Below are 12592 nucleotides of genomic sequence, written 5' to 3' on the forward strand. Positions count from 1 at the left end.
GGTGTCGCGATTCCGCCGACGCTACGACGCGGCGCGAGCACCCCCGCGTCGCGCCGCGAGGTACTCGGCCGGCATTCCGGGGCCGATGCGGATGGCGACCTGATCCGGGGGCACGGGGCCGCACGTGTCGCACGTCGCGGTCGCGTGGATCGCACCGTCGCACACGGAGTGACGGTAGAGGATCGGCGGATCGATGGGCGACGCCCACTCGTCGCCCCATTCCGTGAGTGCGATCAGCGCGACCGCCAGCGCGTGCCCCTTCGGGGTGAGCCGGTAGTCGGCTGCGTCGTCCCGCTCCATGATGCCGGCAGCGACGAACGCCTCCAGCCGTGACGTCAGGACATTGCTCGCGATGCCGAGGTTGTGCTGGAAGTCGCCGAAGCGCGTCACGCGCGCGAACAGGGCGTCGCGGATGATGAGCAGGCTCCAGCGCTCCCCGACCATCTCGAGGGAGCGGGCGATCGAGCACACCTGCGTGTCGTACGTCTTCCCGAGCATGCGTCGAATCTATCACTTGCGTGATGCAAGTAGCGTCGCTATGGTCGCTTGCATCACGCAAGTCACCGACTCGATCCGGGTCGCGAGCAAAGGAGCAGGAGCATGACCGCGAGCTTCACCACCACGATCACCGTGGATGCCTCGGCACAGGAGGCGTTCGACGCGATCAACGACGTCGCGGGATGGTGGGGCCGGACCACCGGCTCGACCACCGAGGTGGGCGGCGAGTTCGTCTATGTCGTCCCGGGACTGCATTACAGCGGATTCCGGGTCACCGAGCTGGAGCCCGGCCGCCGCGTGGCGTGGCTCGTCACCGGCAGCCACCTCGACTTCGTCGCCGACAAGCAGGAGTGGAACGGCACGACAGTCCGGTTCGACATCCTCGAGGACGACGGCGGCACGCGAATCATCTTCACGCACGACGGGCTCACATCCGACGACGACTGCTACGACATCTGCACCAACGCGTGGGCGATGTTCGTGAACGGCAGCCTCAAGGCGCGCATCGAGACGGGTGAGGGCGCGCCGTACGTGTTCAGCGGCGACGAGGAGCTCACCGCGGAGGACCACGGCGAACTGCACAGCCAGGTCGCGGAGGCCGCGGCCGCGCGGGCTGCCCAGTAGTCGAGCGGACCTCGACCGTTTCGCGATTCCCGGGAGTCGCGAAGGGCAGAAGTCCGCGCGCCAGGTGTCGGCGGCCATGCCTAGAGTGCGCATATGCCGGAGCGCGTAGAACTGTGGTGGGCGAGACGCCAGTTCTCGAAGGGCGTCGACGTGCCGTACCCGGTGGGCACCTACCGCTCGGAATGGGCGGCGTATCCGGCGCTCATCAGGCAGTACCACCCCGATCTGAATGCCGGCATCACCCTCACCCAGGTGCCGCCGGCGGCTGACGTGCTGCTGCTGTGGCAGTGCGAGGCCGGGCACATGTTCGCAGCCACGCCGTCGGAGCAGCGCGATCGCCCCGGCCGCGAGCGGCGCCGCTCGGCCTGGTGCCCGGAGTGCTCGGTGCTGGCGAACCCGCCGCGCATCGCGACGCGCCAGCCGGGCGCCGAGCGCGCGCCGCGCCGCAAGCCCCCGCGAACGTTGTGCGCCAAGACTCCGGATCTTCCGGTGGGAGAGCCGTTCGCGAGCGTGTGCGCGCCGAAGCCGGCGTCGGCCGTCGAGGCGCGCATGCGCGCAGACGTCTTCGCGAGGCTGGCGGTCACGCCGGGTTTCACCGCGATCCGAACGGCGCGACCCTTCTTCGACCACCTGGAGGTGTGGCCCGACATCCTCCTTCCGGAGCTCCGGATCGCGCTCGAGTACGACACCGTCGGCAGGCACGGGCTCGAGCACGTCGGCAAGCGCGAGGAAGCCGACCGCCGCAAGGACCGCGCCGTCCGGGCGGCGGGGTGGGAGGTCGTCCGCGTGCGGACCGGGAAACTGGAGCCGATCGGCCCGCACGACATCGTGATGTCGGCCTGGACCACGCGCAGCAGCCGGCTCCTCGTCGACGCGCTGCGCAGCATCCGTGGTCCGCTTCTTGTCGACGCCTACCTGAGGTGAGCCCGCGCGTGCGGCGCGCGCGTGTCGGAGGTCGTCGCTACGGTGGTCGCGGAGGGGACATGAAGACGAAGAAACTCGCCCGCACCGCGTCGCGCCTGCCGCGCCGGGGCCACGTTCTGGTGACCGTGTCGGTGGTCGACGAGAACGGATTCACGTCCCAGTACGAGACCGTCGAGGTGCCTGTCGGGGCGCTTCGCGACGGTGTCGCCGCGATCCATCTCGCAGCGGTAGGAGCCGCCGCCGAGGTCGACAGCCGCACCGCGTAAACCGAACGCATTCGCTGTTGCGCCCAGGCTTCTCGCGTCCTACTATCGAACATAGATTCTATGAAGGAGGGCATCATGCGGATGCTGGAACGTGAGGATGTTCAGGTCTGGTGCGAGCAGGGACGCCCCGTGCGCCTCGTCGTCGACCATGAGCGGTGGCGCATCATCGACACCCCGACCCGCAGCGACGGCGGGCGGCTGTTCCAGAGCTGGCGGTTCACGGCGCGAAGCGACGTCGACCACCGCACGCGCGTGATGGACGTCGAAGAGGTCGACGGTCACTGGATGCTCGTGGCCGCGTGGGAGTGACTCCTGTGCCGCTCGATCGGCGTGATGCCTGCTGAAAGAGAGAAGATCCGGGGAACTTCACTGTGGCGTCGGCGTCAACCCCCTTGAAACCTGAATCGTCCGTCAGGTAACGTCCCGCAGGGCGGTTCCCCCCGAGCCGCTCCCGCGCTCTACAAGGAGGTACCAGCGCTATGGCATCACCCCAGACACCCCCGGTCTCGATGAAGCAGTCGAGCCTGCGGCGCGTCGTCACGGCCTCGATGGCAGGCACCGTCGTCGAATGGTACGAGTTCTTCCTCTACGCCACCGCCGCGACGCTCGTCTTCAACAAGATCATGTTCCCGCCGTCGGACGACCCGTATGCGCCGATCATCGCGGCGTTCGTCACGTACGCGGTCGGCTTCGTCGCCCGGCCGCTCGGCGGCATCGTGTTCGGTCACTTCGGCGACAAGTACGGCCGCAAGAAGCTGCTGCAGTTCGCGATCATCCTGGTGGGCGTGGCGACCTTCCTGATGGGATGCCTCCCCACGTTCGACATGATCGGCTACTGGGCTCCGGCGCTCCTGGTCGCGCTGCGCTTCGCACAGGGCTTCGCCGTCGGCGGCGAGTGGGGCGGGGCGGTGCTGCTCGTCGCGGAGCATTCGCCGAACAAGACGCGCGGATTCTGGGCGTCGTGGCCGCAGGCAGCCGTGCCGATCGGAAACCTGGTGGCAACCGTCGTCCTGCTCATGCTGAGCCGCACGCTCAGCGAGGAGCAGTTCCTCTCCTGGGGCTGGCGCATCGGCTTCTGGCTGTCGGTCGTGATCGTCGCGATCGGCTACTACGTCCGCACCCGAGTGACCGATGCACCGATCTTCCTCGAGGTGCAGAAGGAGGTCGAGCAGTCCAAGGCGCTGCGCTTCGGCGTGCTCGAGGTGCTCAAGCGCTACCCGCGCGGCGTGCTGACGGCGATGGGCCTCCGCTTCGCGGAGAACATCATGTACTACCTCGTGGTGACGTTCTCGATCACGTACCTGGCAGTGGCTCTCGAGGTCGACACGGCCGAGATCCTGGGCCTCCTCGTCATCGCGCACATCGTCCACATGATCGTCATCCCGCTCATCGGCGGGCTGACCGACAAGATCGGCCGCAAGCCGGTGTACCTGATCGGCACACTCGGAGCGGCGGCCTGGGGCTTCATCGCCTTCCCGATGTTCGATACGCGCAACCCGGTGATCATCGTCGCGGCGATCTGCCTCGGACTGTTCATCCACGCGTTCATGTACGCGCCGCAGCCGGCGATCATGTCCGAGATGTTCCCGACGCGCATGCGCTACTCGGGCGTCTCGCTCGGGTACCAGGTGACGTCGATCGTCGCCGGCTCGCTCGCGCCCATCATCGCGACGGCGCTGCTGGCCAACACGGGCTCGTACATCCCGGTGGCCGTCTACCTCGCGATCGCCGCGGGGATCACGCTCATCGCGGTGATCTCCATGCGCGAGACGAAGGGATCGTCGCTGCACGAGCTCGACCGTCTCGACGAGGAGAAGCTCGCGGCCGAGAAGGTGTCCACCGGCGCCTGAGCCACAGCCGGACCGCCCCGCCCCCCAGCGGCGGGGCGGTCCGCCGGCGGACTGCCTACACCCCCGTCGCGTGCCGGCGCATGCCCGGCACCGGCTGCGGCCGCAGCACCATCGCCGTCGTGATCCCGAGGATGACGATGCCGATCGACTCGATGATCACGGTCTGGGGCACGAGCGTGAAGTCCCACGTCTGGTGGATGCCGAACAGCCCCACGGTGAGTGCGAGGACGAGTGCGCCCAGCGTCGCGATGAGGAACAGCAGGCTCAGCACCGTCACGACCTGCAGCAGGCGCCCACGGAGCAGCAGCATCCCCAGCGCCAGGACGAGCCCGGCCACGCCGTTGAGGATGAACATCACCCCCAGGATGCCGCCGACGCCGTTCAGCGCCAGATAGAAATGGATACCGCCCGCGGCGAGAAGGGCGATCGCACTGAGGATGCGCATGGTCCAGAGCACGCGCACACTGGAATCGGTCATGGTCCTACCTGCTCTCTTCCTGAGGTGAGGTGGTCGACGCCTTCTCGAGGGAAACGAGCCGGGAGCGGTCACGGTTCACCCGCAGGAGCCACAGCACGTCCCGGCCGAAGGACTCCAGTACCAGCACGAGCGCCGCCACCGCGATCAGGACATCGGCGGCGGGCGGCAGCACCCGCGCTGCGACGACCGCCAGCGCGACGCCGCACGCCGCCGTCACGACCTTGCGCCAGTACCGCGGCGGCAAGGTCCGCCTCATCCACGGCAGCAGGAATCCGGCGACGACGAACGCGTAGCGCAGCACACCGATCGCAAGCACCCACCACCCCACGTACCGCGCGTCGTACACGCACAGCACCAGGAGCAGGTAGGCGTCGACCTCCATGTCGAACCGGGCGCCCAGTTCGCTCTCGCTGCCCGTGCGGCGCGCGACGATCCCATCGACGCCGTCGAGGAGCAGCGCCACGGCCACGAGCGTCACGAGGAGCGCGGTCGCCGTCGGACCCCCGAACGACGCCACCACGAGCGCGGTCACGATCCCGGCCAGCACCGACCGCGTCGCCGTGACGGCGTTCGCCGGTCCGAACCGTTCGGCGCGCCGACGGCGGAGACCCCGCGTCAGCAGCAGCGACGACGCCGTCAGATACGCGAGACCGGCCGCCCAGGCCGCCGGAGACAGGGGCACCGCCGTCCCGATCGCCAGCAGGCCGGCGACGCCGGCGGCGACCCACCACCACGGCACCCACTGAACTTTTCCCATGCGCGCTCCGTGTACTCCTCATGGCGGTCACCGGGAACACGACGCAGACACCCGCTGAGGTTCACCGCGAGATTCCGGATGCTGCGACCGCATGGTGGACGGTCGGCCCCGGGCAGGGCGAGTTCCGCACCGAACCGCTGCCGGGGGTGTCGGACGGCCAGGCGTCGGTCCGCACGCTCTTCACCGGCGTGAGCCGCGGCACCGAGACGCTCGTCGCCCGGGGGGAGGTGCCGGAGTCGGAGCGCGAGCGCATGCGCGCGCCGTTCCAGGCGGGCGAGTTCCCGTTCCCCGTGAAGTACGGCTATCTCAATGTCGGAACCGTCGAAGACGGTCCATCGACAGTGCGGGGCCGCACGGTGTTCTGCCTGTTCCCGCACCAGTCGCGTTACGTGGTGCCCGCGGACGCTCTGCTCGCGGTGCCGGACGCCGTTCCGCCGCGCCGTGCCGTGCTCTCCGGCGCGGTCGAGACCGCGGTCAATGTGCTGTGGGATGCCGGCCCGCTCGTCGGCGATCGCGTCGTCGTCGTCGGCGCGGGCATGATCGGGTGCGCGATCGCGAGGGTGGCGCGCAGCATCCCGGGTGCCGAGGTCACCCTCGTCGACGTCGAGCCGGCGCGAGCGGCGACCGCCGAGACGCTCGGCGTCGAGTTCGCGCTCACGGGCGATGAGATCCCGCAGGCGGATGTCGTGATCGAGGCGAGCGGCGCCGGAGCGGGGCTCCAAGCCGCGGTGCGGCTCGCGCCGACCGACGGCGAGGTCGTCGTCGCGAGCTGGTACGGCAGCCGTCACGTGACGCTCGATCTCGGCGCCGACTTCCACGCGCGACGCGTCGCCATCCGCCCCAGCCAGGTCGGCGCGGTCGCGATGCGCCGCCGGTCGTCGCGCACGACACGCAACCGTCTTGCGCTCGCGCTGCGGCTCCTGGAGGATCCTGCCTTCGACGCACTGCTCGGCGGCACGTCGACGTGGCGCGAGCTGCCCGACGTGACGGCCGCGCTCGCCGCCGGCACTGCCGGCGAACTGTGCCACACCATCGATTGGAGTGCCGGATGACCTTCAGCCTCACGGTCCGCGACCACCTCATGATCGCCCACAGCCTGAGCGGCGACGTCTTCGGACCTGCGCAGCAGCTGCACGGCGCGACCTATCTCGTCGACGCGACGTTCCGGGCCGAGGAGCTCGATCCGCACGGGATCGTCGTCGACATCGGCCGGGCCGGTGACGCGCTGCGGGAGATCGTCGGCGCCCTGACCTACCGCAACCTCGACGACGAGCCCGACCTCGCGGGAGTGAACACCACGACCGAGCGGCTGTGCCAGATCATCGGCGACCGCCTCGCCGCGCGGGTGCACGACGGCGGCCTCGGGGATGCGCGACTGAGCGGGATCGTCGTCACCCTGCACGAGTCGCATGTCGCGTGGGCCTCGTACGAGGTGTCGTTGTGACGGATGCTCCGTCCCTCCGCTTCGTCGTCCCCGCGGGGGTCGACGACCCCCGGCGCGTGAGCGGCGGCAACGTCTACGACCGGCACCTCCGGGAGGGACTGCGCGGCCGCGGCTGGGACGTGGACGTGTGCGAGGCGGCGGACGCCGCGCACGCGGCATCCGTCCTGCGTGAGGCGTCCGACGGGTCGCGCGTGCTGATCGACGGCCTCGTGGCGGGGTGGGCGCCGGCGGCGGTGGAGGAGGCCGCGGCGCGGCTGCGGCTGACGGTGCTGGCGCACATGGTGACGGCGGCCTTCCCGGACGCGACGGATGCCGCGATCGACGCGGAACGCCGCGCCCTCGCGTCGGCGCACGACGTGATCGCCACGAGCCCCTGGGCCGCGGCGGAACTGGGGCGTCGCGGGCTCGCGGACCCCGATCGCACGGTCGTCGCGGTGCCGGGGACCTTTCCGGCAGAGCCCGCTCCACCGCCGTCCGACGATGGGGAGATGCTGTGCATCGGCGTGATCGCGCCGCACAAGGGACAGGACACGCTGCTCGATGCGCTCGCCCGCCTGCGCACGGCGGACTGGAGCTGCACCCTCGTCGGCTCGAGCGAGTCCTTCCCCGAGTTCGCGGCGCGGATCGCCCGGAAGGCGACCGCCCTCGACGGCCGGGTCCGGCTCGCCGGGGTGCTGGACGACGCCGCCCTCGCCGAGGCGTACCGTCGCAGTGCGCTCCTGATCGCCCCGTCGCGCGTCGAGAGCTCGGGCATGGCGATCGCCGACGCGCGGGCGCGGGGGATCCCGGTGCTCGGTGCCGACACGGGCGGCATCCCGGACGCGCTCGCGGGCGGCGGGGGCCTGCTCGTCCGTCCCGGTGACCCGGCTGCGCTCGCCGGCGCCCTCGACGCGTGGCTCACGGAACCCGCGCTGCGGGCTCGCCTGCGCCGCGAGGCGCTCGAGGCGCGCCGGTTGCTGCCGACCTGGCGCGACACCGTGACGACCGTGGCCCGTGCGCTGGAGGCGGCATGACCTCGATCTCGACCGCGACCGCCGGGTGGCTCGCGCTGCGCGCACCCGCCGACGACGAGGCGCGCTCGGCCGAGCTCGCGCACGACCTCGCGCGCCTGCTCGGCAACGCCCCGGCGCCGGTGCTGCTGCACGACCTCGGTGCGGGGACCGGCTCGATGACCCGCTGGCTCGCCCCGAGGCTGCCAGGGCCGCAGCGGTGGGTGCTCCGCGACGGCGACGCCGACATCGTCGAGCACCTCGATCTGCGCGCGGTCGCCGACGCGATGGGCCACCCGATCGAGGCGGACATCGTCGTCGAGCACCTGGCCTCGCTGCCGAGCGACGCCTTCCACGGGGCGGCGGCGGTGACGGCATCCGCCCTCCTCGATGTGATCACCGAAGCCGAGGCCACCCACGTCGTCGCCGCGTGCGTCGCCGCAGGCACTCCGGCGCTCTTCAGCCTGTCGGTCGCGGGCTCGGTCAGGGTGCGCCCCTCCGACCGGTACGACGAGATCGAGCACGCGATCGAGTCCGCCTTCAACGACCATCAGCGGCGCGATGCCTCAGGGCGACGGATGCTGGGACCCGACGCTGTCGCCGTGGTGGGGTCGCTCTTCGCCGACGCAGGCTGGAACGTCCGCACCGCGGCGACGCCGTGGCGCCTCGCTCGCCGCGACACCGCTCTGATCGACGAATGGCTGGACGGCTGGATCGGCGCCGCCGTCGAGCAGCGTCCCGAGCTCGCGCGGGACGCCGCCGCGTATCGCGAACGCCGAATCGCGCAGGCTGCGGAGGGGCGGCTGCGCGTGACCGTCTCGCACGAGGATCTCCTGGCATGGCCGCCGCGCTGAGCCGGATGCCTCCCCGTCTGCGATCCGCCGTCAGGATCGTGGCCGCCCTGGCCGTCGTGGCGGGCACGGTCGCCGTGGTGGGCGTCGGGCCCTTCGTGCACGGCGTGGCGTCGATCTCGCCGGCGACGATCCTCGCCGCGATCGCGCTCGCCGCCGTCGCGACCGCCGCCGCAGCCTGGCGCTGGCGGATCGTGTCGGCGGGCTTCGGACTGCCCCTCCCGTGGAGCGAGGCCTTCGCCTCGTACTACCGGTCGCAGTTCCTCAACACGGTGCTGCCCGGCGGCGTCGTCGGGGACGTGCATCGCGCCTACGTCCACGGGCAGCACCACGAGCGCGTCGATCTCGCCGCCCGGGCGGTCGCCGCAGAGCGGGTGGCCGGGCAGTTCGTGCAGATCGCGCTCACGCTCGCCATCCTGCTGCCGTTCGGCCTGGCGTCGCCGCTCGCGCCCCTCGCCTGGATCAGCGGCGCGATCGCCGCACTCGCGGTCGCGTCGGTCGGTGTCGTCGCCCTCACCCGGCGCGGGCGGGCGGCGCTGCGGCGCGAGTACCGGATGCTGCGCCCCCTGCTCGCGCGGCCGTCGGCGCTCTTCGCGATCGCGGCCGCGTCGGTCGTCGTGGTCGCCGCGCACGCCACGACATTCGTCGTCGCGGGGCTGGCGGCGGGAGTGCACGCCGGCACCTCCGAACTCGCCGTCGTCGCCCTCATCGTGCTCGGCGCCGCCGCGATCCCGGTCAGCTTCGGCGGCTGGGGACCGCGCGAGGCGGTCGCCGCGTCGGCGTTCGCGCTCGCCGGACTGGGTGCCGGCGCGGGCCTCGCCGTGTCGACCGCGTTCGGCGTGCTCACGGTGGTCGCCGTCCTGCCCGGCGCCCTCGCCCTGCTCGCGGACCGCTTCCGTTCGCTTCACCCGAGGGGCATCATCGGGGGGAGGAGATCCGCATGAGCGAGCGACCCTACGTCACTCTCAGCTGCGCGATGTCGATCGACGGCTATCTCGACAGCGCCGAGCCCGCCCGGCTCGCGATGTCCAACGCGGCCGACCTCGACCGCGTCGACGACGTGCGCGCCCAGCACGACGCGATCATGGTGGGTGCCTCGACCGTCCGTCGCGACAACCCGCGCCTGCTGGTGCGGGACGCCGAGCGCCGTGCCCGCCGGCTGGCGTCGGGGCGACAGGAGTCGCCCGCGAAGGTGACGGTGACGGCGAGCGGCGACCTGCCCGCGGAGGCCGCGTTCTTCACGGCGGGGGAGGGGCCCCGGATCGTCTACTGCCCGCGCGGACGCGCGTCGCAGCTGCGCGAGCGACTGGGGCACCGCGCGATCGTCGTCGGCCTGGGCGACGAGTGCGTCACCATGGATGCGCTGCTCGACGACCTCGGGACCCACCACGGCGTGCGCAGCCTCATGGTCGAGGGCGGCGGCACGGTGCTCACCCAGTTCCTGGGCGCCGACCTCGTCGACGAGCTGCACCTCGTCGTGGCGCCGTTCTTCGTCGGCGAGGCCGGTGCTCCTCGCGTGGTCGGCCCGTCGGCGTTCCCGTGGACGGCATCCCGCCGGGCGCATCTGGCAGACACGCGCCAGATCGGCGATGTGGTGCTCCTGCGCTACGCCCTGTCGGATCGCTTCGGCCTGCTCGACCCCGATCCGCGGCACGCGGAAGCGGGATGGGGGAGCGTCGCCGCCGAGCGGCCGTGAGCGCCATGCGGGCCGTGCGTGCGGCGCCGATGTGGCGCGAGCGCCTGACGCTCGGTTGCGCCGTGGCGGTGCTGGTCGTGCTGCCGCTCGTGCCCGGTGCGCTGGCGACGGGTTCGGCCGGCGACCTCGTGCGCATTCCCGCCGAGTCCATCGTGGCGCTGCTGGTGCTCAGCCTCGTGCCGTGGCGGATGCTGCGCCTCGCCGTCGCGACCGTGTTCGGCGCGTTCGTGGGTGTCGCGGTGCTCCTCGCGGCCATCGACCGGGGCTACCAGGCCGCGCTCGGCGTCCACTTCGTTCCGCTGGACTGGCCTCAGCTCGCGGACGCGTACGGCGTCGTCGCTTCGGCGATCGGCTCCGCGCCGGCCACCGCGGTGTTCACCGCGGCGATCGCGGTCATCGTCGGGGTGGGGGTCGCGGCCGGCTGGGCCGCCCTGCGCGTCGACCGCGCTCTGCGTCGCCGGGCCGACCGCGGACGCCGCGCGCTGGCCGTCGTCACGGCCGCCTGGATCGTCATGGCGTCGGTCGCGGCACCGCTGCGGATCGCGGACCCGGTCGCGGCCGCAGCATCCGCCTCGTCCGTCGGCTCGGCCGTGTCGCGCGCTGTGTCGGCACTCGAGACGCGGGCCCGCGTCGCGCGCGACGTCGCCGACGATCCCTACGCCGACGTGCCGGCGGCCGAGCTCCTCGCGGCGCTGGAGGGCAAGGACGTCGTGGTCGTGTTCGTCGAGAGCTACGGCCGCGTCGCACTCGAGGGGGATCGCATCTCGGAGGGCGTGGGCGACGTGCTGCGCCGCGGCGACGACGCCCTCGCCGCCGACGGGTACGCGTCGCGGAGCGCATGGCTCACGTCGCCGACCTTCGGCGGCGTCAGCTGGCTCGCCCACGCGACGCTGCAGACGGGCGTCTGGATCGACTCGCAGGCGGTGTACGACCTCGTCGTGCGCACCGACCGGCTGACGCTCAGTTCGGCGTTCGCCCGCGCCGGATGGCGCACCGTCAGCGACGTGCCCTCGAACCGGCACCCGTGGGACATCGGGTCGTCGTTCTACCGCTACGACACCCTGCTCGACGCGACGAACGTCGGCTATCGCGGCCCGTCGTTCGGCTACGCGCGGATCCCCGATCAGTACACGCTCAAGCATTTCGCCGACCACGAGCTCGCCGGGGCGGCGCGTCCGGTCATGGCCGAGATCGACCTCGTGTCGTCGCACACCCCGTGGGCGCCGCTGCCCGAGCTCGTGCCCTGGGCCGAGGTCGGCGACGGCTCGATCTACGACGCGCAGCTTGCCCGCAGCCCCCAGGCGGACGAGGTCTGGAAGGACCCCGAGACGGTGCGGCGGTTCTACGGGGAGTCCGTCCAGTACGCGCTGGGGTCGATGCTCTCGTTCCTCCGGAACGCCGACGACCCGGACCTGGTGGTCGTCATGCTGGGCGACCATCAGCCGGCGTCGATCGTGAGCGGGGACGACGCCGGTCGCGACGTGCCGATCAGCGTCATCGCGAAGGATCCTGCGGTCTTCGACACGATCTCCGGCTGGAACTGGACTCCCGGGCTGCGGCCGTCCGACGCGTCGCCGGTGTGGCGGATGGATGCCTTCCGCGACCGCTTCTTCGCGGCTTTCCGCGCCGCCGGGTGACCTCGCCTCCGGCGGTCCGCGGTCGTCGTGCACCTGTCCGGCCGCCGCGCCCGCTGGCAGGATGACGACATGACGTTCACCCTGCGCGTGCCCGAGCCACGCGACGCGGCCGAGATCGCCGAGCTGCACGTGGCGACGTGGCGAGAGACGTACACCCACCTGCTGCCCGCCGGATTCTTCGACGCCGAGTTCGCGCAGGGACGACGGAGCATGTGGACCCGCATCCTCGACGACCCCCGCGACGAATGGCGCATCCGGATCGCGGAGCGCGAAGGTCGCATCATCGGCTTCGCCACCTCGGGCCCGGGCCTCGAGTTCGACGGGAAGGCGCCACCCTGCGAGCGGCAGCTCTACATGCTCTACGTCGCCGCGGCCGATCACGGGGGAGGAGCCGGACAGGCGCTGCTCGACGCGGTGCTGGACGCCGGGCCGGCCGTGCTGTGGGTGGCGAAGGACAACCCTCGCGCCATCGCGTTCTACCGGCGCAACGGGTTCGAGTTGGACGGCGCCGAGCAGACCGACCCGATGGTGCCGTCGATCATCGACGTGCGAATGGTGCGGTGACCGACCCGCCCGCA

General features: G+C 71.7%; 16 protein-coding genes. 13 read left to right on the forward strand and 3 right to left on the reverse strand.

Features of this window, described 5'->3' with window-relative positions; translation table 11 throughout:
- Positions 1–21: 21 nt before the first annotated feature.
- Positions 22–498 carry a winged helix-turn-helix transcriptional regulator gene (locus tag ACFQ7C_RS06620; RefSeq protein WP_378898714.1) on the reverse strand — a complete coding sequence of 159 codons (477 nt, stop codon included), beginning with the start codon at positions 496–498 and terminating at the stop codon, positions 22–24.
- A 102-nt stretch (positions 499–600) separates the two neighbouring features.
- Here ACFQ7C_RS06620 and ACFQ7C_RS06625 point away from each other — a divergent pair, with 102 nt between their 5' ends.
- The 5 genes from ACFQ7C_RS06625 (at position 601) to ACFQ7C_RS06645 (ending at position 4162) form a co-directional block, all read left to right on the forward strand.
- On the forward strand, positions 601–1122 hold the full coding sequence (locus ACFQ7C_RS06625) for an SRPBCC domain-containing protein (RefSeq protein ID WP_378898715.1): 522 nt from the start codon (positions 601–603) through the stop codon (positions 1120–1122).
- A gap of 93 nt (positions 1123–1215) precedes the next feature.
- Positions 1216–2046: a zinc-ribbon domain-containing protein gene (locus ACFQ7C_RS06630; RefSeq protein WP_378898716.1), complete on the forward strand. Its 831-nt coding sequence runs from the start codon at positions 1216–1218 to the stop codon at positions 2044–2046.
- Positions 2047–2105: 59 nt separating this feature from the next.
- The gene (locus ACFQ7C_RS06635; RefSeq protein WP_378898717.1) at positions 2106–2312 is read left to right on the forward strand and encodes a hypothetical protein; all 207 of its coding nucleotides are present in this window, start codon (positions 2106–2108) and stop codon (positions 2310–2312) included.
- Positions 2313–2387: 75 nt separating this feature from the next.
- Positions 2388–2621: a hypothetical protein gene (locus ACFQ7C_RS06640; protein WP_378898718.1), complete on the forward strand. Its 234-nt coding sequence runs from the start codon at positions 2388–2390 to the stop codon at positions 2619–2621.
- Between the two features lie 170 nt (positions 2622–2791).
- Positions 2792–4162 carry an MFS transporter gene (locus ACFQ7C_RS06645; RefSeq protein ID WP_378898719.1) on the forward strand — a complete coding sequence of 457 codons (1371 nt, stop codon included), beginning with the start codon at positions 2792–2794 and terminating at the stop codon, positions 4160–4162.
- A gap of 55 nt (positions 4163–4217) precedes the next feature.
- Here ACFQ7C_RS06645 and ACFQ7C_RS06650 read toward each other — a convergent pair whose 3' ends face one another.
- Complete coding sequence (locus ACFQ7C_RS06650) at positions 4218–4640, reverse strand: hypothetical protein (protein WP_378898720.1); 423 nt, start codon at positions 4638–4640, stop codon at positions 4218–4220.
- A gap of 4 nt (positions 4641–4644) precedes the next feature.
- Positions 4645–5397 (reverse strand): CDP-alcohol phosphatidyltransferase family protein, encoded by a 753-nt coding sequence (locus ACFQ7C_RS06655; RefSeq protein WP_378898721.1) that lies wholly within the window; start codon positions 5395–5397, stop codon positions 4645–4647.
- Positions 5398–5417: 20 nt separating this feature from the next.
- Between ACFQ7C_RS06655 and ACFQ7C_RS06660 the strand changes: the two genes are divergently transcribed.
- The 8 genes from ACFQ7C_RS06660 to ACFQ7C_RS06695 all read left to right on the forward strand — a co-directional run bounded on the left by ACFQ7C_RS06660 (position 5418) and on the right by ACFQ7C_RS06695 (position 12578).
- The gene (locus ACFQ7C_RS06660; protein ID WP_378898722.1) at positions 5418–6449 is read left to right on the forward strand and encodes a zinc-binding alcohol dehydrogenase; all 1032 of its coding nucleotides are present in this window, start codon (positions 5418–5420) and stop codon (positions 6447–6449) included.
- Entirely contained in the window at positions 6446–6841 is a 396-nt protein-coding gene (locus ACFQ7C_RS06665) for a 6-pyruvoyl tetrahydropterin synthase family protein (protein WP_378898723.1), read from the forward strand. The genes ACFQ7C_RS06660 and ACFQ7C_RS06665 overlap by 4 nt, the downstream gene beginning before the upstream one ends.
- Entirely contained in the window at positions 6838–7854 is a 1017-nt protein-coding gene (locus tag ACFQ7C_RS06670; protein ID WP_378898724.1) for a glycosyltransferase family 4 protein, read from the forward strand. Before ACFQ7C_RS06665 ends, ACFQ7C_RS06670 begins: the two co-directional genes overlap by 4 nt.
- Positions 7851–8684, forward strand: coding sequence for an SAM-dependent methyltransferase (locus ACFQ7C_RS06675; protein ID WP_378898725.1), 834 nt, complete (start codon positions 7851–7853; stop codon positions 8682–8684). The genes ACFQ7C_RS06670 and ACFQ7C_RS06675 overlap by 4 nt, the downstream gene beginning before the upstream one ends.
- Positions 8669–9625, forward strand: a complete 957-nt coding sequence (locus tag ACFQ7C_RS06680) for a lysylphosphatidylglycerol synthase domain-containing protein (protein ID WP_378898726.1) — start codon at positions 8669–8671, stop codon at positions 9623–9625. The genes ACFQ7C_RS06675 and ACFQ7C_RS06680 overlap by 16 nt, the downstream gene beginning before the upstream one ends.
- Entirely contained in the window at positions 9622–10377 is a 756-nt protein-coding gene (locus tag ACFQ7C_RS06685) for a RibD family protein (RefSeq protein WP_378898727.1), read from the forward strand. Before ACFQ7C_RS06680 ends, ACFQ7C_RS06685 begins: the two co-directional genes overlap by 4 nt.
- On the forward strand, positions 10374–12014 hold the full coding sequence (locus ACFQ7C_RS06690) for a CDP-alcohol phosphatidyltransferase (protein ID WP_378898728.1): 1641 nt from the start codon (positions 10374–10376) through the stop codon (positions 12012–12014). Before ACFQ7C_RS06685 ends, ACFQ7C_RS06690 begins: the two co-directional genes overlap by 4 nt.
- 69 nt (positions 12015–12083) lie before the next feature.
- A complete protein-coding gene (locus ACFQ7C_RS06695; RefSeq protein ID WP_378898729.1) occupies positions 12084–12578 on the forward strand; it encodes a GNAT family N-acetyltransferase in 495 nt (164 codons plus the stop codon).
- Positions 12579–12592 lie beyond the last annotated feature (14 nt).

The sequence above is a fragment of the Microbacterium sp. NPDC056569 genome (assembly GCF_042793475.1).
Taxonomy (GTDB): Bacteria; Actinomycetota; Actinomycetes; order Actinomycetales; family Microbacteriaceae; genus Microbacterium.